Below are 18,726 nucleotides of genomic sequence, written 5' to 3' on the forward strand. Positions count from 1 at the left end.
AACCATATCGAACAAGTATCACCACCCCGCCCAATTAATATTGTACGAACCCCTCCCCCCTTTCCAATACTCGACCTCAGCAGCCACCCACCCGGGCCGGATGCGAACAGGCGAGGGAATGCGCGTGTCTTGCGCATAGAAACGGCCGATTGCCCGGGACGTGGATGCCGAGAGCCGCAAGGCTCCCTTCCCCGCTATCAGGAGATCGACTTCAATGATCATCGATATCAGCTGCTATCCCACGGATCTCGTGGACCTCGCCTGGAGGCATGACGGTGACCCGTTCACCGGCGAGCGTTTGCTGGAGATGATGGATGGCCCGTACATGGTCAACGGCAAGCCGCGCCGTATCGACAAAGCCTTCATCCAGCCGCCGCAGGGCAACACGATCTACACCTGGACCGACGGCGACCTCACCGGCCGCGAATCCATCGATGCCTACATGGCCTACACCCTGAAAATGGTCCAGACCTACCCGGATCGTTTCATCGGTTGCTTCGTCTACAACCCGCGCTGCGGCGTGGAAAACGGCGTCGAAGCGATCGAGCGTTACGTCAAGGAACACGGTTTTGGCATGGTGCAGATGCAGGCCAACATGCACGCCTACCGTCCTGACCGCGCGCTCGACTGGGTGCGCCCGTGCTTCGAGAAATGCGCCGAACTGGGCATCCCGGTCAAGCTGCACACCGGCGACGGGCCTTACAGCATCCCGTCGGAATGGGTGCCGATGATCAAGGAATTCCCAAACGTCAATTTCATCATGGCCCACTTCGGTGTGCAGACCGGCGGCGTCTACGTGTTCGAACCGATGCAATGGGCGATGGAGTTGCCCAACGTCTACTGCGAATCCGGCTGGTGCCTGCAATCGCGGATCGTCGAATTCGCCAAGGTCTTACCGACGCACAAAATCCTCTTCGGCACCGACACACCGCCGAACGAACCGGGCATGTGGCTGCGCCTGCTCGAAGTGCTGTGTCACGAGCCGCCGCAAGGCCTGAACCTCGACGAGGACACCCTCGAAGACTATTTGGGCAACAACACCGCGCGGATGATCGGCCTCGAGCCAACCCCGCCACCGCGTTCCGTTTCCGAAGCAGAGGCGCAACTCAAGCGTCCCGTCACCACTCAACTGGCCAGGAGCTGAACCGATGATTATCGACACCCATCTGCACCCCACCAACCTGGTCGACGAGGCCTGGCGCCACACCGGCGAACCGTTCACCGGCGAGCGCATGCTCAAACTGATGGACGGCCCGTACATGATCAACGGCAAACCACGCCGCATCGACATGGGTTTCATCCAGCCGCCACCGGGCAACACTGGCTATCGCGACGGCAACCGTCGGGGCCGTGAAGGCGTGCGCGACTACATGTCGTATATCGCCGAACTGTGCATGAAATACCCGGATCGCTTTATCGGCAACTTCAACTTCAACCCGCGCTGGGGACCGGAAAACGGTGCGGCGGAGCTGGAATTCCACATCAAGGAATACGGCTTCAAGATGCTCAAACTGCACGCCAACATGCACGGCTATCGCCCGGATCGCGCACTCGACTGGCTGCGTCCGGCGATGAAAGTCTGCGCCAAGTACAACATTGTTGTGCTGATCCACACCGGCGACGGCCCGTACACGATTCCGACGATGTTCTACCCCATCATCCGCGAGTTCCCGATGGTCAATTTCATCATCGGTCACTTCGGTATCCAGACCGGCGGCAACTACTCGTTCGAAGCGTTCTGGATGGCGATGGACACGCCGAACGTGTACTGCGAATCGGGCTGGTGCTTCCAGTCGCGGATCGTCGAGTTCGCCAAGGAACTGCCGCGCAACAAGATCGTGTTCGGCACCGATTCGCCGCCGAACGAACCGGGGATGTGGCTGAGGGAACTTGAGGTGTTGTGCTCGCCGGCACCGCAGGGCTTGGGGATCGATGAGGATCATCTCGAGGATTACCTGGGCAATAACATCGCCCGGTTGTGCGGGATCGAACCGACGCCACCGCCCAAGGATCTGGCCGAAGCCGACATTCGCCTGACCACCACATACCTGTAGCCACACACAAACCCCCTGTGGGAGCTAGCCCTGCTAGCGATAGCGGTGCATCAATCACCGTCATTGCTGAATGACCCACCGCTATCGCCAGCAGGGGAGCGGTGTTCAACCCAGGCACACAGCGACTTTACAGGCACGAAGATGACCCGGCGTTTCGCTCGACCGGCAGGCCAACGGCTGCTTGATCGAACGTCTCTCACCCCTGCGTGCCTGCTTTTTACGAGGTGACACCATGACCCGTTCGACGCTCGGCGATTCTCAGGACTTTCACGTGTTCATCGACGCCTATCGCCGTGAGTACCCGGACGATGTGCTGACCGTCACCCCACCGATTTCCGCCGATCAGGACGTCACCGCCCTGGTCGACGCCCTCGCCGCCCAGGGCCGCGATCCACTGCTGATCTGCGAAAACGTCGGCAACCTCGGCGTGCCGGTGGCGACCAACCTGTTCGCCTCGCGAACCCGCATCGCCCGGCTGTTTGGCGTAACGCCTGCGCAACTGCACGAAACCTTTCAGTCTCGCGCCAACCAACCCATCGCTCCGCGCTACATAGAAAGCGGCCCGATCCTCGATGAAGTGTTCGAAGGCGAAGCGCTGGATCTGGCGCTGCTGCCGATGCTCAAGCATTTCGACAGTGATCGCGGCCCATACATCACCAACGCGATCATCATCGCTGAAGACCCGCTGACCGGCGTCGCCAACATGAGCTACCACCGCTCGATGCGCCACGCGCGCCAGGCCCTCGCCACCAGTCTGCACTCACGCGGACACCTGTGGCGGATGCTGCAAACCGCGCGCGAACGGGGTGAAGAATTGCGCGTGGCAATGGTCGTCGGAGCGCATCCACTGTTCATGCTCGCCGCCGCTGCACGCTTGCCCTATGGCGCCGATGAACGCGCCGTCGCTGGCGGACTGTTTGGTGCACCGCTGGAACTGGTGAAAACCCCGCGCTACGGCATCGGTGTGCCGGCGTACGCCGAGTTCGTTCTCGAAGGCGCCATCGACCCGGCGGCCTACGCCGAGGAAGGCCCATTCGGCGAATTCAGCGGTTATTCCTCAGATCGTTCGACCAACAATGTGCTGCGCGTCGACACCCTGTTGAAGCGCAAAGACGCCTGGCTGGTCGACGTGATGGGTGGCCGCTACGCCGAACACCTGACCCTCGCCCGTCTGCCCCGCGAAGCCGAAATGAGCGAAAAACTCAGGGCACGGTTCCCCGCCGTCACCGCCGTGCACTACCCGAATTCCGGCACGCATTTTCACTGCTATGTGGCGCTGGACCAGAGCCGCGATGGCGAGGCGCGGCAGATCATGCTGGCCCTGCTCGGTTGGGATCCGTACCTGAAAACCGTGATTGCGGTGGACAGCGATATCGACATCACTGACGACAGCCAGGTGTTGTGGGCACTGGCCACGCACTTCCAGCCGCATCTGGATATTTTCATCATTGACGGTTTGCCCGGCAGTCCACTGGACCCGTCGTCCTCCGTCAATGGCACGACATCGCGGATGGGCCTGGATGCCACACGCGGTTCAGGCTTTGACGGGATCAAGGCGCAGCTCGATCAGGAAGTTCTGGAGCGCGCCCGGGCTCTGCTCAAAGGGCTTGAGTCGTGAACCGGCAACGGATGGTGGTCGGCATCAGCGGCGCGTCCGGCTTCATCTACGGCGTGCGCCTCCTGCAATTGCTCGCCGAGCTGGAGATCGAAAGCCACCTGATCATCAGTCGCGCCGCGCTGCTGACCATGGCCCACGAGACCGACTACAAACTCGCCGACGTCACCGCGCTGGCGAGTCATTACCACCGCGCCGATGACGTCGCCGCCGGGATCGCCAGCGGCTCGTTTCGCTGCCTCGGGATGGTGGTGGCGCCGTGTTCGATGAGGACGTTGGCGGAGATCGCCACCGGCACGTCGTCAGGGCTGATCGGCCGCGCCGCCGACGTCACGCTCAAGGAGCGCCGCGCCCTGGTGCTGATGGCCCGCGAAACGCCGCTGACCCTCGCGCACCTGCGCAACATGACCGCCGTCACCGAGATGGGCGGGATCATCGCCCCGCCAGTGCCCGCGTTTTACGCCCGTCCACAAAGCCTGGGGCAAATGGTCGACCACAGCCTGGGTCGCGTGCTCGACCTGTTCGGCCTCGATGCCGGCGTCGCCACTCGCTGGCGAGAACACCCCAATCCCTGTGGGAGCCATCGCTAGCAGGGCTAGCTCCCACATTTGATCGCACTTCGGCAAAAAACACAGTCAAGGAGCTTCAGATGAACACTCCCTTCAACGCCCCAACCCGCAACACCAAAATCCCCGTGACCATCCTCACCGGTTTCCTCGGTGCCGGCAAAACCACCCTGCTCAACTACATCCTCAAGGAAAACCACGGTCGCAAAATCGCCGTGATCGAAAACGAATTCGGTGAGGTCGGTATCGACGGCGATCTAGTGCTCAGCTCCGAAACCGAAGAAATCTACGAGATGGTCAACGGCTGCGTGTGCTGCACCGCCGAGGTTCGCGAGGACTTGGTGCGCATTGTTCGCGAGCTGGTCGCGCGCCCGGTGCGCCTCGATCACATCCTCATTGAAACCAGCGGCCTGGCCGATCCTTACCCGGTGGCGCAGAGCTTTTTCATCAACGATCCGATCGCCGATGAGGTCGAACTCGACGCGATCGTGACCATGGTCGACGCCAAGCACATCGCCCAGCACCTGGAGGATCTGCAACTCGACGGCGTCGACAATCAGGCGGTGGATCAGATTGTCTGCGCCGACCGGATCGTCATCAACAAGGTTGATCTGGTCAGCAGCGCCGAAGTGGAAACCCTGCGCGGCAAGATCCGCGGCTTGAACGCCACGGCAGATCTGGTGACCTCGACCCATGCGCAGATCGACCTGACGAAAATCCTCGGCATCGGCGCATTTGAATGCACGCAGAAGCTGATGGAAATCGGCGCAGAGCAGCACGATCACCACGACCATGACCATCACGCTGAGCACTCTATTGAAGAGCAGGATCACCAACACGACCCGAGCGTGTCATCGGTGGGCATCGCCGTGGACGGCGCGGTCAACCTGATGGCGTTCCACCGCTGGATCAGCGAACTGCGCTCCTCCCAGGCCGACAACCTGTACCGCATGAAAGGCGTGCTCGCGGTCGCGAACGAAGACCAGCGCTATGTGCTGCAAGGCGTGCACAGCCTGGTGGAATTCCGCGCCTCGACCGCGTGGGGCACGGAGCCCCGCTCGAGCAAGATCGTGTTCATCGGCCGCGACCTGGACCGCGCGGCGCTGAACCAGGGCTTCGCCGCCTGCCTGGCAGGCTGAAACAAGGCATCGGAGCCGGTGGATGGCGGCTTCGCAGCACGAATGACTGATGCTGATTCTTTTGAACAACACAACACCTGTGGGAGCTGGCTTGCCAGCGATAGCGGACTGTCAGTTTATAAAAATGGTGACTGCTAAATCGCCATCGCTGGCAAGCCAGCTCCCACAGGGTTCCTCTGTGTTCTTGAGCTGATCGGCATCAGACGAATACCCCTCTCTACCGCATAAAAACAGCCAGAGGTGTTTCCCCATGTCGTCAGCCACATCCCCATCAAAAACCGCATCCACCGTGCACCCCGTCGACCGCATTCTGCCGGTGCGACAGATGCTCACCCTCGGCCTGCAGCACATGGCCGTCTCGTACATCGGCGCCATCGCCGTGCCGTTGATTGTCGCCAGTGCCTTGAAAATGTCCCACGCCGACACGGTGGTGTTGATCAGCACCACGCTGTTCTGCTCAGGCATCGCTACCCTTCTGCAAACCGTCGGCTTCTGGAAATTCGGCGTGCGCCTGCCGATTCTGCAAGGCGTGGCGTTCAGCAGCGTGGGACCTGTGATCGCCATCGGCAGCAACCCGGAAGTGGGATTCGCCGGGGTCTGCGGGGCGGTCATCGGTGCGGGATTGTTCACCATGCTGATGGCGCCCTTCGTCGGTCGATTGCGGCGATTTTTCCCGCCGGTGGTGACCGGGTGCATCGTCACCGTGATCGGTTTGCAGCTGTTCCCGATTGCCTATGAATGGGTCGGCGGCGGGCGCAACGCGAGCAACTTCGGCGCGCCGGCGTTCCTCGGCGTGGCGGTGGTGGTGTTGCTGACGATTCTGTTGGTCAACCGTTATGGCAGCCCGATGCTGCGCAACATGGCGGTGCTGATCGGCATGCTGGTCGGCGCCGGTCTGGCCTACGGCCTCGGCATGGGCAGTTTTCACAGCGTCGAAGAAGCGCCGTGGCTGACCGTGCCCTACCCGTTCTATTTCGGCCTGCCGACTTTCAGCCTGATTCCCATCGCGACCATGGTTGTGGTGATGATCGTGCAGATGGTCGAGTCGATGGGGTTGTTCGTGGCCATCGGCGACATCGTGGAAAAACCGGTGGAAGACAAACAGGTCATCAACGGCCTGCGTGCCAACGGTCTGGCCAGCACCATCGCCGGGATGTTCGCCGCGTTCCCGTTTATCGCCTTCATGGAAAACGTCGGCCTGGTGATCCTCACCGGCGTGCGCAGCCGTTGGGTGGTCGCGGTCAGCGGCTTGCTGATGTGCTCGATTGCCTTGGTGCCGAAGGCCGGCGCGATCATCGCTTCGATGCCGACCGCCGCCCTCGGTGGCGCTGGCATTGCGATGTTCGGCGTAGTCGCGGCGGCGGGCATTCAAACCCTCGCCAAAGTCGATTACGAGCGCAATCGCTACAACGTGCTGATCGTCGGTTTCACCATCGCCGCCGCGCTGGTGCCGGTGCTCGCACCCACTCTGTTCAAACAACTTCCCGAGTGGTCGCAGCCGTTCCTGCACAGCAGCGTGGTCATCGCTTGCCTGGTGTCGGTGCTGCTCAACGCCGCGCTGAATGGCGTCAGCGTGGCGGAAACCACCGCCAGCAAATCCGCCTCGCACATCCTTTAGTTTGGAGCTGCCCATGACTCAACTTCAGAACATCCTGATCAAGAACCCGGTCGCGGTGATGACTGGCCTGCGCGGCAATCGCGCGCGGGCCGGCGCCGTGGACATTCGCGTGGTCAACGGCCGCATCGCCGAAATGGCCGCGAACCTTGAACCGCAACCCGGCGAACGGCTGATCGATGCGCGCAACTGTGTGGTCTATCCGGGCTGGATCAACACCCACCATCACCTGTTCCAGAACCTGCTCAAAGCCGTGCCCGAAGGGCTGAATCAGGATCTGCAAGGCTGGCTGGCGAGCGTGCCCTACCCGCGCCTCAACCGCTTTACCCCGCAACTGGCGCGCATCGCCGCGCGGCTGGGCATGGTCGAATTGCTGCTGTCCGGCGTCACCACCTGCGCCGATCACCACTACCTCTACCACGCCCAAGGCAGCACCGAGACCGGCGACTTGCTGTTCGACATGGCCGATGAATTTGGCCTGCGCTTTGTCCTGTGCCGAGGCGGCGCACTGGAATCGGCGAGCGCGCATCCGGGCTTCTCGAAAACTGCGTTGCAACCGGAAAGCCTCGAGCAAATGGTCGGTGATATCGAGAGGCTGAAATCGCTGTATCACCAAGACACTCCAGACGCGATGCGCCGCGTGGTTGTCGCGCCAACCACGCCAACGTTCTCGCTGCCGCCGACGCTGCTGCGCGAACTCGCCCACACCGCACGCGGCCTCGGTTTGCGCCTGCACACGCACCTGTCGGAAACGCAGAACTACGTGAATTTCTGCCGGGAAAAATACAACTGCCTGCCAGTGGAATTCGTCGCCGAACACGAATGGCTCGGCCCCGACGTCTGGTTCGCCCACGCCGTACACCTGCAACCGGGCGAGATCCGCATGCTCGCGCAAACCGGCACCGGCATCTCCCACTGCCCGGTGAGCAATGCGCGATTGGGTAGCGGCGTCGCGCCAGTGCCGCAGATGTATGAAGCCGGCATGCCGATCTCACTGGGGGTTGATGGCGTAGCGTCGAACGAATCCGGAAGCATGGTCGGCGAAGCCAACACCGCCTGGCTGATCCACCGCGCCGAACAAGGCGCCTCGGCGACTACCGCTGAAGATGTCATTCACTGGGGTACGGCGGGTGGCGCGCAGGTGTTGGGCCTTGGCGCCGTCGGCACACTCGAAGTCGGGCAAGCGGCGGATCTGGTGGTCTACAGCCTCGATCATCCTCGGTTCTATGGCTTCCACGACAGCGCTGTTGCGCCGGTGGTTGCGGGCGAACCGATCACGGTGAAATACAGCTTGGTGGGCGGCAGGATTGTGGTCGATAACGGCGTGATTCCGGGCCTGGACATCGAACGCATGCGCGCCGAAGCGTGGGAAGGTGTGCAGCAACTAATGAACGTTGACGACTGACATCGCAACAAATGAAATCCCTGTGGGAGCTGGCTTGCCAGCGATGGCGGACTTTCAGTCGATACAGTGTTGACTGATCCACCGCTATCGCTGGCAAGCCAGCTCCCACAAAAAAGCGGGGCATTCGCGACTTACGGGTTTGTCGTCTAACGTTACTCCCTCATCGGATTGAGCCCCTGCCAGCTATACCGGGCTCTTGATCAAGGAGAGACTGATGACGGCGCGTCGCAATATCGAACAGACCTATCGCACTTGGTCCAGCCCCATTCTGCTGGAGCTGAAAAAGCGTGAACACCAAATGGCGCCGTTCGAGCGTCAGGCATTGGAGAATGTGTTGGTGGAGAGACGGTTGCTGGATATCGGCAATCCGAAGGGCAATGACCGGCGCACAAGTGCCGCAAGTAAAAACGACCGCCCCGGCTGATCACTTCACTCACCTGAATAAATAAAACCCTGTGGGAGCTGGCTTGCCAGCTCCCACAGGTTATGCCGTGATTTCAGGCTGCACGCTGTCCGGCCGCCACCATCGCCGATGCCGCCAGCATTGCCCGCAGCAACACCGCACAGCCCGCTGCCAGATCATCCGGCGCGGCGTTCTCGATTTCGTTGTGGCTGATACCGCCCTCACAGGGCACGAAAATCATTCCCGCCGGACCAAGTTCGGCGAGGAAAATCGCGTCATGCCCCGCGCCACTGACGATGTCCATGTGCGACAACCCCAACCCTTTTGCCGCGCTGCGTACCGCTTCCACGCAACCTTTTTCGAAGTACAGCGGCGGGAAGTCGGCGGTTGGGGTCAGTTCATAAGTCAGGCCATGTTCTTCGCACGTGGCTTCGATGACTTGCTTCACTTCAGCAATCATCGAGTTCAGCCGCGCCGGTTCCAGATGCCGGAAGTCGAGGGTCATGCGCACTTCGCCGGGGATGACGTTGCGCGAGCCGGGATAGGCTTGCAGGCAGCCGACCGTGCCGCAGGCGTGAGGTTGATGGCCGAGGGCGGCACGGTTGACGGCGCCGACGATGACCGAGGCGCCGACCAGCGCATCTTTGCGCAGGTGCATCGGGGTCGGGCCGGCGTGGGCTTCGACACCGCGCAGTTTGAGGTCGAACCATTTCTGCCCCAGCGCACCGAGCACCACGCCGATGGTTTTTTGTTCGTCTTCGAGGATCGGGCCTTGCTCGATGTGCGCCTCAAAATAAGCGCCGACCTTGTGGCCGCTGACTTTGCGCGAGCCGGCGTAGCCGATGGCATTCAGCGCTTCGCCCACTGTCACGCCGTCGGCATCGACTTTGGCGAGGGTTTCTTCGAGGGTGAATTTTTCGGCGAACACGCCCGAACCCATCATGCACGGGGCGAAGCGCGAGCCTTCTTCGTTGGTCCAGACCACCACTTCCAGCGGCGCTTCGGTTTCCACTTTCAGGTCGTTGAGGGTGCGCAAAACTTCGACGCCAGCGAGTACGCCAAAGCAGCCGTCGAACTTGCCGCCGGTCGGTTGGGTATCGATGTGGCTGCCGGTCATCACTGGCGGCAGGTCGGGATTGCGCCCCGGGCGACGGGCGAAAATATTGCCGACGGCATCGACCGTGACGCTGCATCCGGCGTCCTTGCACCATTGCACAAACAGGTCGCGGGCCTGGCGATCGAGGTCGGTCAGGGCCAGGCGACAGACCCCGCCCTTGACCGTGGCGCCGAGCCTGGCCAGTTCCATGAGCGACGCCCACAGGCGATCGCGGTTGATGTGCTGATGGGTCGATTGCAGAACGTCTACGGCTGCGTTCATAGGGATCTCCTCAGGCTGCTTTTCTTATGGATGTTGCTGTGGTGTTTGTGAGGCCGCCATCGCTGGTAAGCCAGCGATGTGGCCCTCATTCACACCGCTGTTTTTACAACTGACGGCTGCGCCCGCATCACGCACAACCCGTAATAAATAATCCCGCCCAGCGCCGAACCGGTGAACCAGCCATAGCTGTAAAACCAGCTGAACGCATCACTGCCCAGCGACATCACGGTCAGCACCACCGGTACACCAAACGCAACAAAACCAGCCCAGTTCCACGCCGGATAGACGTCATCGCGGTACAACCCGGCCAGATCCAGTTGCTGTTTCTTGATCAGGAAATAGTCCACCACCATGATCCCGGCAATCGGCCCGAGCAGGCTCGAATAACCGAGCAACCAGTTGGAATAGACGCTTTCCAGGCTTACCTCGGAAACGATCCAGCCGAGCTTTTTCAGCAACTCATGCCCCATCAACACCAGCCCGACCAACCCGGTCAGCAGCACCGCTTTGGTGCGGTTGATCACCTTGGGCGCGATGTTCTGAAAGTCGTTGGTTGGCGAGACGATGTTCGCGGCGGTGTTGGTCGAGAGCGTGGCGATGATGATCAGCGCCATCGCCACCGCGACCCACACCGGGCTCTGGATATGACCGATCAGGGTCACCGGATCAGACACCGTGACACCGACCAGTTTCACCGAGGCGGCCGTCATCACCACGCCCAGCGCAGCGAACAGGAACATGGTCAGCGGCAGGCCGATGATCTGCCCGAGAATCTGGTCTTTCTGGCTTTTCGCATAGCGGCTGAAGTCAGGAATGTTCAGCGAAAGCGTGGCCCAGAAACCGACCATCGCCGTCAGTCCGGCGGCGAAGTAGCCGTAGACGCTGGCACCTTCGGGGCGCTTGGCCGGGATCGCCATCAACTCGGTCATCGACACATTGGGCATCGCCCATACCAGCAGGCCGATGCCGACCGCCACCAGCAACGGCGCGGATAACGTTTCCAGCCACTTGATCGACTCGGCGCCGCGAATCACCACCCACAGGTTGAGCGCCCAGAACACCATGAAGCCGATCACCTCCCCCGTGCCGCCGAGGGATTTCCAGCCCTCGAACACCGAGCCGAGAAACAGGTGAATCGCCAACCCGCCGAACATCGTTTGAATGCCGAACCAGCCACACGCCACCAGCGCGCGGATCAGGCACGGTACGTTGGAGCCGAGAATCCCGAACGATGAGCGCAGCAATACCGGAAACGGAATGCCGTACTTGGTGCCAGGGAATGCGTTGAGCGTCAGCGGAATCAGCACAATGATGTTGGCGAACAGAATCGCCAGCAGCGCTTCGCCAACGCTCAAACCGAAGTACGCCGTCAGCACGCCGCCGAGGGTGTAAGTCGGCACGCAGATCGACATGCCGACCCACAGCGCGGTGATGTGCCATTTGTTCCAGGTTCGTTCGTGCACCTTGGTCGGTGCCATGTCGTGGTTGTAACGGGGACTGTCGAGGACGTCGCTGCCGGCTTCGAGTTCGAACAAGCCGTCGCGCTCGGTCACTTGCGATCTGTTCTGTTGCATGGCCGCTCCACTGTTCTTCTGATTATTTTTTTGCTCATCAGGCGGCTGGCACATGAGGGTGCGAGCCGGACGATGGCCGGAGGAACTGACAACTTTCGTGCACCGGCCACGGTGTCAGCGGCGGCATCAATAAACGTGCCGGGTGCCCCGCTTGCGCATCGGGCCGAGCGTTAAACGCATTGCAACTTTCTGATATTCATCAGTTTTAATTATTCACCGGTTGAGTTCGCGGAAACTTGTCTGGGTGCTCAGGCTAAACACTTGGCAAGTTGTCCGAACAGACAGGACTCAAACTGGTGCACGCTATTTATTTTCATTGTGAGCGCGCCGCCGCAGCTCAACTTCAAGCGGCTGATTTCACATAGGAAATCTTGCTCATATTTCCATCCTGTCAAGTGCGTCAAAATGGTGAACGGCCTCACCATTTTGGTGATTTGCAATTTTTATCGTTATTTTTCATGCACTTAAAACAGTCATAAGCATATAAAAAATAATCTTGATCTATTGCAAATCTGCGACTAGTTTCTATTCCTGACAGCGCTGACAGGAATACAGCCTGCAACGTTGCCCATCAATAAAACATCTAGAACCGGCACAAGTCGGTCATGCCTGCGAGGAACTCGGAATGTCTCTGTTGATCCGTGGCGCCACCGTTGTTACCCATGATGAAAGTTATCGCGCCGACGTCTATTGCGCTGACGGCGTGATCAAAGCCATCGGTGAAAACCTTGATATTCCCGTCGGCGCCGAAGTGCTCGACGGCAGCGGCCAATACCTGATGCCTGGCGGCATCGATCCACACACCCACATGCAACTGCCGTTCATGGGCACCGTGGCCAGTGAGGACTTTTACAGTGGCACGGCCGCAGGTCTGGCCGGCGGCACGACGTCGATTATCGACTTCGTCATTCCCAATCCGCAGCAGTCACTGATGGAAGCGTTTCATCAGTGGCGCGGCTGGGCGGAAAAATCCGCATCCGACTATGGCTTCCACGTCGCAATCACCTGGTGGAGCGAGCAGGTGCGCGAAGAAATGGCCGAACTGGTCAGCCATCACGGCATCAACAGCTTCAAGCATTTCATGGCGTACAAGAACGCGATCATGGCCGCTGACGACACGTTGGTGGCGAGTTTCGAGCGCTGTCTGGAACTCGGCGCCGTGCCGACCGTGCATGCGGAAAACGGCGAGCTGGTGTATCACCTGCAACGCAAGTTGATGGCCCAAGGCATCACCGGCCCCGAGGCGCATCCGCTGTCGCGGCCATCGCAGGTTGAAGGTGAAGCGGCGAGCCGGGCGATTCGCATCGCTGAAACCATTGGCACGCCGTTGTACCTGGTACACGTCTCAACCAAGGAAGCCCTCGACGAAATCACCTATGCGCGCAGCAAGGGTCAGCCGGTGTACGGCGAAGTGCTGGCCGGGCATTTGCTGCTCGATGACAGCGTCTATCAACACCCGGACTGGCAGACCGCTGCCGGTTACGTGATGAGCCCGCCGTTCCGTCCGCGCGGTCATCAAGAAGCGCTGTGGCACGGATTGCAAAACGGCAATCTGCACACCACCGCCACTGACCATTGCTGCTTCTGCGCCGAGCAAAAAGCCGCTGGTCGTGATGACTTCAGCAAGATTCCCAACGGCACCGCTGGCATCGAAGATCGCATGGCGCTGTTGTGGGATGAGGGCGTCAATTCCGGTCGTTTTTCCATGCAGGACTTCGTCGCCCTCACCTCCACCAACACTGCGAAGATCTTCAATCTCTATCCGCGCAAAGGTGCGATTCGCGTTGGCGCCGATGCCGATCTGGTGCTGTGGGATCCGCAGGGTACGCGCACCATTTCCGCCAAGACCCACCATCAGCAGGTGGACTTCAACATCTTTGAAGGCAAAACCGTGCGCGGCGTGCCGAGCCATACCGTCAGCCAGGGCCGGGTGGTCTGGGCCGATGGCGACCTGCGCGCCGAGCGCGGGGCCGGACGGTACATCGAACGCCCGGCGTACCCGGCGGTGTTTGATTTGCTGAGCAAGCGGGCTGAGTTGCATAAGCCTGTTGCCGTGAAACGCTGATAGCGGCCTTCGGCCTATCGCTGGCAAGCCAGCTCCCACAAGGTTTTGTGAACACCATAGATCCCTGTGGGAGCTGGCTTGCCAGCGATGAGGCCATCCCGAACGACACAAAAAACCACTGCCCATCAGAGGTAGAGAACCTCAAAAACCGTGAGGCACAAAACCGTGATCGAGACCCTGAACCATCTCCCCCACCCGCACGAAAGCGCGGCCGCCCTCGCCGGGCATTTCACTGATCTGGCGCCGCCGCTCAATGACCGCCAGGCGCATCTGGAAGCCTCGCGCTGCCTGTATTGCTACGACGCGCCGTGCGTGAATGCGTGCCCGAGCGAGATCGATATTCCTTCGTTCATCCGCAACATTCATCAAGACAACATCCCCGGTGCGGCGCAGAAAATCCTCTCGGCAAACATCCTCGGCGGCAGTTGCGCACGAGTCTGTCCGACCGAAATCCTCTGCCAGCAAGCCTGCGTGCGCAACAACGCCCACGAATGTGCGCCGGTGCTGATCGGCCTGCTGCAACGTTACGCCGTCGACAACGCGCACTTCACCGAGCACCCGTTCCAGCGTGCTGCCGCCACCGGCAAACGCATCGCCGTGGTCGGTGCCGGCCCGGCCGGTTTGTCCTGCGCGCATCGCAGCGCCATGCACGGTCATGACGTGGTGATTTTCGAAGCGCGGGAGAAGGCTGGCGGCCTCAATGAATACGGAATCGCCAAGTACAAACTGGTCGACGACTACGCGCAGAAGGAGCTGGATTTCCTCCTGCAAATCGGCGGCATCGAGATCCGCCACGGGCAGAAGCTTGGCGAGAACCTGACGCTGAGCGAACTGCATCAGCAATTCGACGCGGTGTTCCTCGGCCTCGGTCTCAACGCCAGCAAACAACTCGGCCTGGCCCACGAAGATGCGCCGGGTCTGCTCGCTGCCACGGATTACATCCGTGAACTGCGTCAGGCCGATGACCTTACGCAACTGCCGCTGGCCGAGCGCTGCATCGTCCTCGGCGCCGGCAACACGGCAATCGACATGGCCGTGCAAATGGCCCGCCTCGGCGCTTGCGACGTCAATCTGGTGTATCGCCGAGGCGCCGCTGACATGGGCGCCACCGGCCACGAACAGGACATTGCCAAGGCCAATCAGGTGCGCCTGTTGACTTGGGCACAACCGGAAGAAGTGCTGCTCGACGATCAAGGCCACGTGCGCGGCATGCGTTTCGCTCGCACCGATCTGGTCGACGGGCGCCTGCAAACCACCGGAGAAACCTTCGAGCTGGCGGCGGATGCAATCTTCAAAGCCATCGGCCAGGCCTTCGACAGCAGTGCCCTCGCCGACCCGCTGGCCCGTGAACTCAAGCGTCAGGGCGAACGCATTCAGGTCGATGAAAACCTGCGCACCAGCGTTCCCGGCGTGTATGCCGGTGGCGACTGCACCAGCCTCGATCAAGACCTCACCGTGCAAGCCGTACAGCACGGCAAACGCGCCGCCGAGGCGATCAACGCTCAACTGATGCTCAACGTGGAGGCTGCGTAAATGGCCGATCTCTCGATAGTCTTCGCCGGCATCAAAGCACCGAATCCATTCTGGCTGGCCTCCGCGCCACCGACCGACAAAGCCTACAACGTCGTCCGCGCCTTCGAAGCGGGCTGGGGTGGCGTAGTGTGGAAAACCCTTGGTGAGGACCCGGCGGCGGTCAACGTCTCGTCGCGTTACTCGGCGCACTACGGCAACAACCGCGAAGTCCTCGGCATCAACAACATCGAGCTGATCACCGACCGTTCGCTGGAAATCAACCTGCGCGAAATCACTCAGGTGAAGAAGGACTGGCCGGATCGCGCAATCATCGTCTCGCTGATGGTGCCGTGCGTAGAAGAGTCGTGGAAACACATTCTGCCGCTGGTGGAAGCGACTGGCGCTGACGGCATCGAGCTGAACTTCGGTTGCCCACACGGCATGCCTGAACGCGGCATGGGCGCGGCGGTCGGTCAGGTGCCGGAGTACGTCGAGCAGGTGACGCGCTGGTGCAAGACTTATTGCTCGCTGCCGGTGATCGTCAAACTGACGCCGAACATTACCGACATTCGCGTCGCCGCTCGCGCCGCCCATCGTGGGGGCGCCGATGCGGTGTCGCTGATCAATACGATCAACTCGATCACCAGCGTCGACCTGGAACACATGGTCGCCCTGCCCACCGTCGGCAGCAAGAGCACCCACGGCGGTTACTGCGGCTCGGCGGTCAAGCCGATTGCGCTGAACATGGTTGCCGAAATAGCCCGCGATCCAGAAACCCAGGGCTTGCCAATCTGCGGGATTGGCGGCATCGGCAGTTGGCGTGACGCGGCAGAATTCATGGCGCTGGGCAGCGGCGCGGTGCAGGTGTGCACGGCGGCGATGCTGCACGGTTTCCGCATCGTCGAGGAGATGAAGGACGGGCTGTCGCGGTGGATGGACAGCCAGGGTTACGCCAGCATCAACGAGTTTTCCGGGCGTGCGGTGGGCAATACCACGGACTGGAAGTACCTCGACATCAACTATCAGGTCATTGCCAAGATTGATCAGGAGGCGTGCATCGGTTGCGGGCGTTGCCACATTGCTTGCGAGGACACGTCACACCAGGCGATCGGCAGCCTCAAGCAGGCGGACGGCACGCATAAATATGAAGTGATCGATGAGGAATGTGTGGGCTGCAATCTGTGCCAGATCACCTGCCCGGTGGCGGACTGCATCGAGATGGTGCCGATGGAAACGGGCAAGCCGTTTCTCGATTGGAATCATGATCCGCGCAATCCCTATCATGTCAGCCCTTGAGGTCAGCGGCACCTGAACCACCGCCATCGCTAGCAGGGCTAGCTCCCACAGTTGAAATGCGCTTCCCTGTGGGAGCTAGCCCTGCTAGCGATGGGGCCGGCAGCCCGACTGCCAACCTCAAGGTTCCAGGCCGATCCCGCGCAGGATCACACTCGTCACCGTCTGCACCGCTCGCTCAAACTGCATGTCCGACAACGGCTGATGTTCATTCAGGATATTCACCTGATGATCAAAGTCGGCATAGTGCTGCGTCGACGCCCAGATCATGTACAGCAGGCTCGACGGCTCCACCGGCAGAATCCGCTTGTCCTCGACCCACTGGCGAATCTTCGCTTCCTTCATTTTCGCCCAGTCATACAGGCTGAGATCCAGCGCCTCGCCCAGCGTCGGCGCGCCGTGGATGATTTCGTTGGCCCAGACTTTCGAACCATACGGGCGGCTGCGCGAGTGATTCATCTTGGCGCGGATGTAGCTGCTCAGCACTACGCGCGGGTCGTCGAACATCTCGAAGCACAGCGCGTCCTGTTTCCACACTTCCAGCAGATCGAACAGCACCGCGCTGTACAGCTCGCTCTTGGTACTGAAGTAGTAATGCAGGTTGGAACGCGGCAGCTGCACTTCGGCGGCGATATCCGCCATGGCGGTGCCGCCGAAGCCTTTTTCGGCGAAGACTTTCTCCGCCGCCAAGAGGATTTTCTCGACGTTACTGCGACGAATCTCGATCTTGTGATTGCCCATGTGGGCTCCCTGACAACAACGTTGCTCAAGACTAGCATCCGCTCTGGTGCGCGGGCGAACGCTGTAAACAAAACTTCGTACTGAGGCGGGCGGATGGCTAAACTGACGTTCTTCGATCCTGCCTCAGAGGTATCCGCGATGCTGTTCAAGAACGTCCTGACCACCACTGCCCTGCTCGCCTCGCTGTTTGCCGCATCCTCGGTATTCGCCCACGCCCACCTGAACAGCAAGACCCCGGCCGCCGACAGCACCGTCGCTGCCCCGGCAGATTTGCGCCTGACCTTTTCCGAAGGCGTTGAAGCCAGATTCACCAAAGTCACATTGACCAAGGATGGCGCTCCGGTAGCCGTCAAGGCACTGACCACCGAAGGCGACAAGAAAATCCTCATCGTTACCCCCGCCGCGCCGCTGACCGCTGGCGATTACAAGGTCGAATGGCACGCGGTGTCGGTCGATACGCACAAGAGCGAAGGCGCTTATCAGTTCAAGGTTGGCCAGTAATTCATGAGTGAAGCGCTGGTGCTGTGCCGCTTTGTGCATTTCATCGTGGTGTTGATGCTGTTCGGGGCCTGGCTGTTCAGGCCGTTGCTGCTCAAGGATGAAGCGCTGCAAGTCGACCGGCACCTGGCGCGACTGGCGCATTGGCTGAGCGCCGTGGCGCTGGTCAGCGGGGTTGCCTGGGCGTTGTTGATTACCGCGAGCATGGCCGGTTCCGCTGCCGCCGCGTTTGATCCCGACACCGTGGCGCTGGTCTTGGGCAACACATTTTTCGGTCAGGTCTGGCGCTGGCATTTGCTGATCAACGCGGCGCTGTCGGCGTTGTTGTTCAGCCCATGGCGCTCAAGCCGGCCGTTACGGCTGGGCTTGAGCGCCCTGCTGCTGGCGACGCTGGCCCCGGTTGGGCACGGGGCGATGCTCGATGGCCTGAGCGGGCACCTGCTGATTCTCAACCAGATCGTTCATCTGACCTGCGTGGCCGCATGGCTAGGTGGTTTGTTGCTGTTGGTGATGATCCTGCGCCAGCCAACGGAACCGATGCCGGTGGTGCTGCGGCGCTTCAGTGGCGTCGGTTATGCGTTGGTTGCGGGGCTGCTGATCAGCGGTTTGATCAACGTCCGCGTACTGACCGGCCAGTGGTGGCCGACTCCGCTGTTCAGCGGGTTTGCGCTGATTCTGTTGATCAAGGCAACGCTAGTTTTGGCCATGCTCGGTCTGGCGCTGTTCAACCGTTTGCGGATCGACGATTGTGAACAGCGGATGGGCGCGCTCAGGCGCAGTGTGATGCTGGAATGGCTGCTCGGCATCGGTGCGGTGGCCGCCGTCTCCCTGCTCGGCACCTTACCGCCGATGATCACTGGATGAACCC

General features: G+C 60.9%; 16 protein-coding genes. 13 read left to right on the forward strand and 3 right to left on the reverse strand.

What is annotated here, in order from left to right:
* The first annotated feature begins 214 nt into the window (after positions 1–214).
* The 8 genes from AC3Y64_RS17280 to AC3Y64_RS17315 all read left to right on the forward strand — a co-directional run bounded on the left by AC3Y64_RS17280 (position 215) and on the right by AC3Y64_RS17315 (position 8,818).
* Entirely contained in the window at positions 215–1,144 is a 930-nt protein-coding gene (locus AC3Y64_RS17280) for an amidohydrolase family protein (RefSeq protein ID WP_008081962.1), read from the forward strand.
* Between the two features lie 4 nt (positions 1,145–1,148).
* A complete protein-coding gene (locus AC3Y64_RS17285; protein WP_008081961.1) occupies positions 1,149–2,054 on the forward strand; it encodes an amidohydrolase family protein in 906 nt (301 codons plus the stop codon).
* Between the two features lie 232 nt (positions 2,055–2,286).
* Positions 2,287–3,672 carry a UbiD family decarboxylase gene (locus AC3Y64_RS17290; RefSeq protein ID WP_489984621.1) on the forward strand — a complete coding sequence of 462 codons (1,386 nt, stop codon included), beginning with the start codon at positions 2,287–2,289 and terminating at the stop codon, positions 3,670–3,672.
* Positions 3,673–3,683: 11 nt separating this feature from the next.
* Positions 3,684–4,259 (forward strand): UbiX family flavin prenyltransferase, encoded by a 576-nt coding sequence (locus AC3Y64_RS17295; RefSeq protein WP_489987991.1) that lies wholly within the window; start codon positions 3,684–3,686, stop codon positions 4,257–4,259.
* A 59-nt stretch (positions 4,260–4,318) separates the two neighbouring features.
* Positions 4,319–5,374 (forward strand): CobW family GTP-binding protein, encoded by a 1,056-nt coding sequence (locus tag AC3Y64_RS17300; protein WP_489984622.1) that lies wholly within the window; start codon positions 4,319–4,321, stop codon positions 5,372–5,374.
* A gap of 250 nt (positions 5,375–5,624) precedes the next feature.
* Positions 5,625–6,992: a nucleobase:cation symporter-2 family protein gene (locus AC3Y64_RS17305; protein ID WP_489984623.1), complete on the forward strand. Its 1,368-nt coding sequence runs from the start codon at positions 5,625–5,627 to the stop codon at positions 6,990–6,992.
* Between the two features lie 13 nt (positions 6,993–7,005).
* Positions 7,006–8,394, forward strand: coding sequence for an amidohydrolase family protein (locus AC3Y64_RS17310; protein WP_489984624.1), 1,389 nt, complete (start codon positions 7,006–7,008; stop codon positions 8,392–8,394).
* Positions 8,395–8,608: 214 nt separating this feature from the next.
* Entirely contained in the window at positions 8,609–8,818 is a 210-nt protein-coding gene (locus AC3Y64_RS17315; protein WP_489984625.1) for a hypothetical protein, read from the forward strand.
* Positions 8,819–8,891: 73 nt separating this feature from the next.
* On the opposite strand, the gene AC3Y64_RS17320 is transcribed toward AC3Y64_RS17315, so the two are convergent.
* Both AC3Y64_RS17320 and AC3Y64_RS17325 read right to left on the reverse strand, forming a co-directional pair.
* The gene (locus AC3Y64_RS17320; protein WP_489984626.1) at positions 8,892–10,175 is read right to left on the reverse strand and encodes a Zn-dependent hydrolase; all 1,284 of its coding nucleotides are present in this window, start codon (positions 10,173–10,175) and stop codon (positions 8,892–8,894) included.
* A gap of 89 nt (positions 10,176–10,264) precedes the next feature.
* The gene (locus AC3Y64_RS17325) at positions 10,265–11,749 is read right to left on the reverse strand and encodes an NCS1 family nucleobase:cation symporter-1 (RefSeq protein WP_489984627.1); all 1,485 of its coding nucleotides are present in this window, start codon (positions 11,747–11,749) and stop codon (positions 10,265–10,267) included.
* 625 nt (positions 11,750–12,374) lie between these two features.
* Between AC3Y64_RS17325 and hydA the strand changes: the two genes are divergently transcribed.
* From hydA to preA, 3 genes are all read left to right on the forward strand, one after another.
* On the forward strand, positions 12,375–13,814 hold the full coding sequence (hydA, locus tag AC3Y64_RS17330; RefSeq protein WP_489984628.1) for a dihydropyrimidinase: 1,440 nt from the start codon (positions 12,375–12,377) through the stop codon (positions 13,812–13,814).
* A gap of 165 nt (positions 13,815–13,979) precedes the next feature.
* Positions 13,980–15,347, forward strand: coding sequence for an NAD(P)-dependent oxidoreductase (locus AC3Y64_RS17335; protein WP_489984629.1), 1,368 nt, complete (start codon positions 13,980–13,982; stop codon positions 15,345–15,347).
* A complete protein-coding gene (gene preA / locus AC3Y64_RS17340) occupies positions 15,348–16,622 on the forward strand; it encodes an NAD-dependent dihydropyrimidine dehydrogenase subunit PreA (RefSeq protein ID WP_489984630.1) in 1,275 nt (424 codons plus the stop codon).
* 117 nt (positions 16,623–16,739) lie between these two features.
* Here the strand turns inward: preA and AC3Y64_RS17345 are convergent, their stop codons facing one another.
* Positions 16,740–17,360 (reverse strand): TetR/AcrR family transcriptional regulator, encoded by a 621-nt coding sequence (locus AC3Y64_RS17345; protein ID WP_027613201.1) that lies wholly within the window; start codon positions 17,358–17,360, stop codon positions 16,740–16,742.
* A gap of 138 nt (positions 17,361–17,498) precedes the next feature.
* Here AC3Y64_RS17345 and copC point away from each other — a divergent pair, with 138 nt between their 5' ends.
* Positions 17,499–17,861: a copper homeostasis periplasmic binding protein CopC gene (gene copC / locus AC3Y64_RS17350; protein WP_489987992.1), complete on the forward strand. Its 363-nt coding sequence runs from the start codon at positions 17,499–17,501 to the stop codon at positions 17,859–17,861.
* Between the two features lie 3 nt (positions 17,862–17,864).
* On the forward strand, positions 17,865–18,722 hold the full coding sequence (copD, locus tag AC3Y64_RS17355; RefSeq protein WP_489984631.1) for a copper homeostasis membrane protein CopD: 858 nt from the start codon (positions 17,865–17,867) through the stop codon (positions 18,720–18,722).
* Positions 18,723–18,726: the final 4 nt, after the last annotated feature.

Source organism: Pseudomonas sp. 4CAES_32.4, from assembly GCF_058136335.1.

Coding starts and splice junctions, on each gene's coding strand:
- AC3Y64_RS17290 (WP_489984621.1), top strand. CDS start 2,287: ATGACCCGTTCGACGCTCGGCGATTCTCAGGACTTTCACGTGTTCATC.
- AC3Y64_RS17280 (WP_008081962.1), top strand. CDS start 215: ATGATCATCGATATCAGCTGCTATCCCACGGATCTCGTGGACCTCGCC.
- AC3Y64_RS17310 (WP_489984624.1), top strand. CDS start 7,006: ATGACTCAACTTCAGAACATCCTGATCAAGAACCCGGTCGCGGTGATG.
- copC (WP_489987992.1), top strand. CDS start 17,499: ATGCTGTTCAAGAACGTCCTGACCACCACTGCCCTGCTCGCCTCGCTG.
- copD (WP_489984631.1), top strand. CDS start 17,865: ATGAGTGAAGCGCTGGTGCTGTGCCGCTTTGTGCATTTCATCGTGGTG.
- AC3Y64_RS17295 (WP_489987991.1), top strand. CDS start 3,684: ATGGTGGTCGGCATCAGCGGCGCGTCCGGCTTCATCTACGGCGTGCGC.
- AC3Y64_RS17315 (WP_489984625.1), top strand. CDS start 8,609: ATGACGGCGCGTCGCAATATCGAACAGACCTATCGCACTTGGTCCAGC.
- AC3Y64_RS17300 (WP_489984622.1), top strand. CDS start 4,319: ATGAACACTCCCTTCAACGCCCCAACCCGCAACACCAAAATCCCCGTG.
- AC3Y64_RS17285 (WP_008081961.1), top strand. CDS start 1,149: ATGATTATCGACACCCATCTGCACCCCACCAACCTGGTCGACGAGGCC.
- AC3Y64_RS17345 (WP_027613201.1), bottom strand. CDS start 17,360: ATGGGCAATCACAAGATCGAGATTCGTCGCAGTAACGTCGAGAAAATC.
- AC3Y64_RS17325 (WP_489984627.1), bottom strand. CDS start 11,749: ATGCAACAGAACAGATCGCAAGTGACCGAGCGCGACGGCTTGTTCGAA.
- preA (WP_489984630.1), top strand. CDS start 15,348: ATGGCCGATCTCTCGATAGTCTTCGCCGGCATCAAAGCACCGAATCCA.
- hydA (WP_489984628.1), top strand. CDS start 12,375: ATGTCTCTGTTGATCCGTGGCGCCACCGTTGTTACCCATGATGAAAGT.
- AC3Y64_RS17320 (WP_489984626.1), bottom strand. CDS start 10,175: ATGAACGCAGCCGTAGACGTTCTGCAATCGACCCATCAGCACATCAAC.
- AC3Y64_RS17305 (WP_489984623.1), top strand. CDS start 5,625: ATGTCGTCAGCCACATCCCCATCAAAAACCGCATCCACCGTGCACCCC.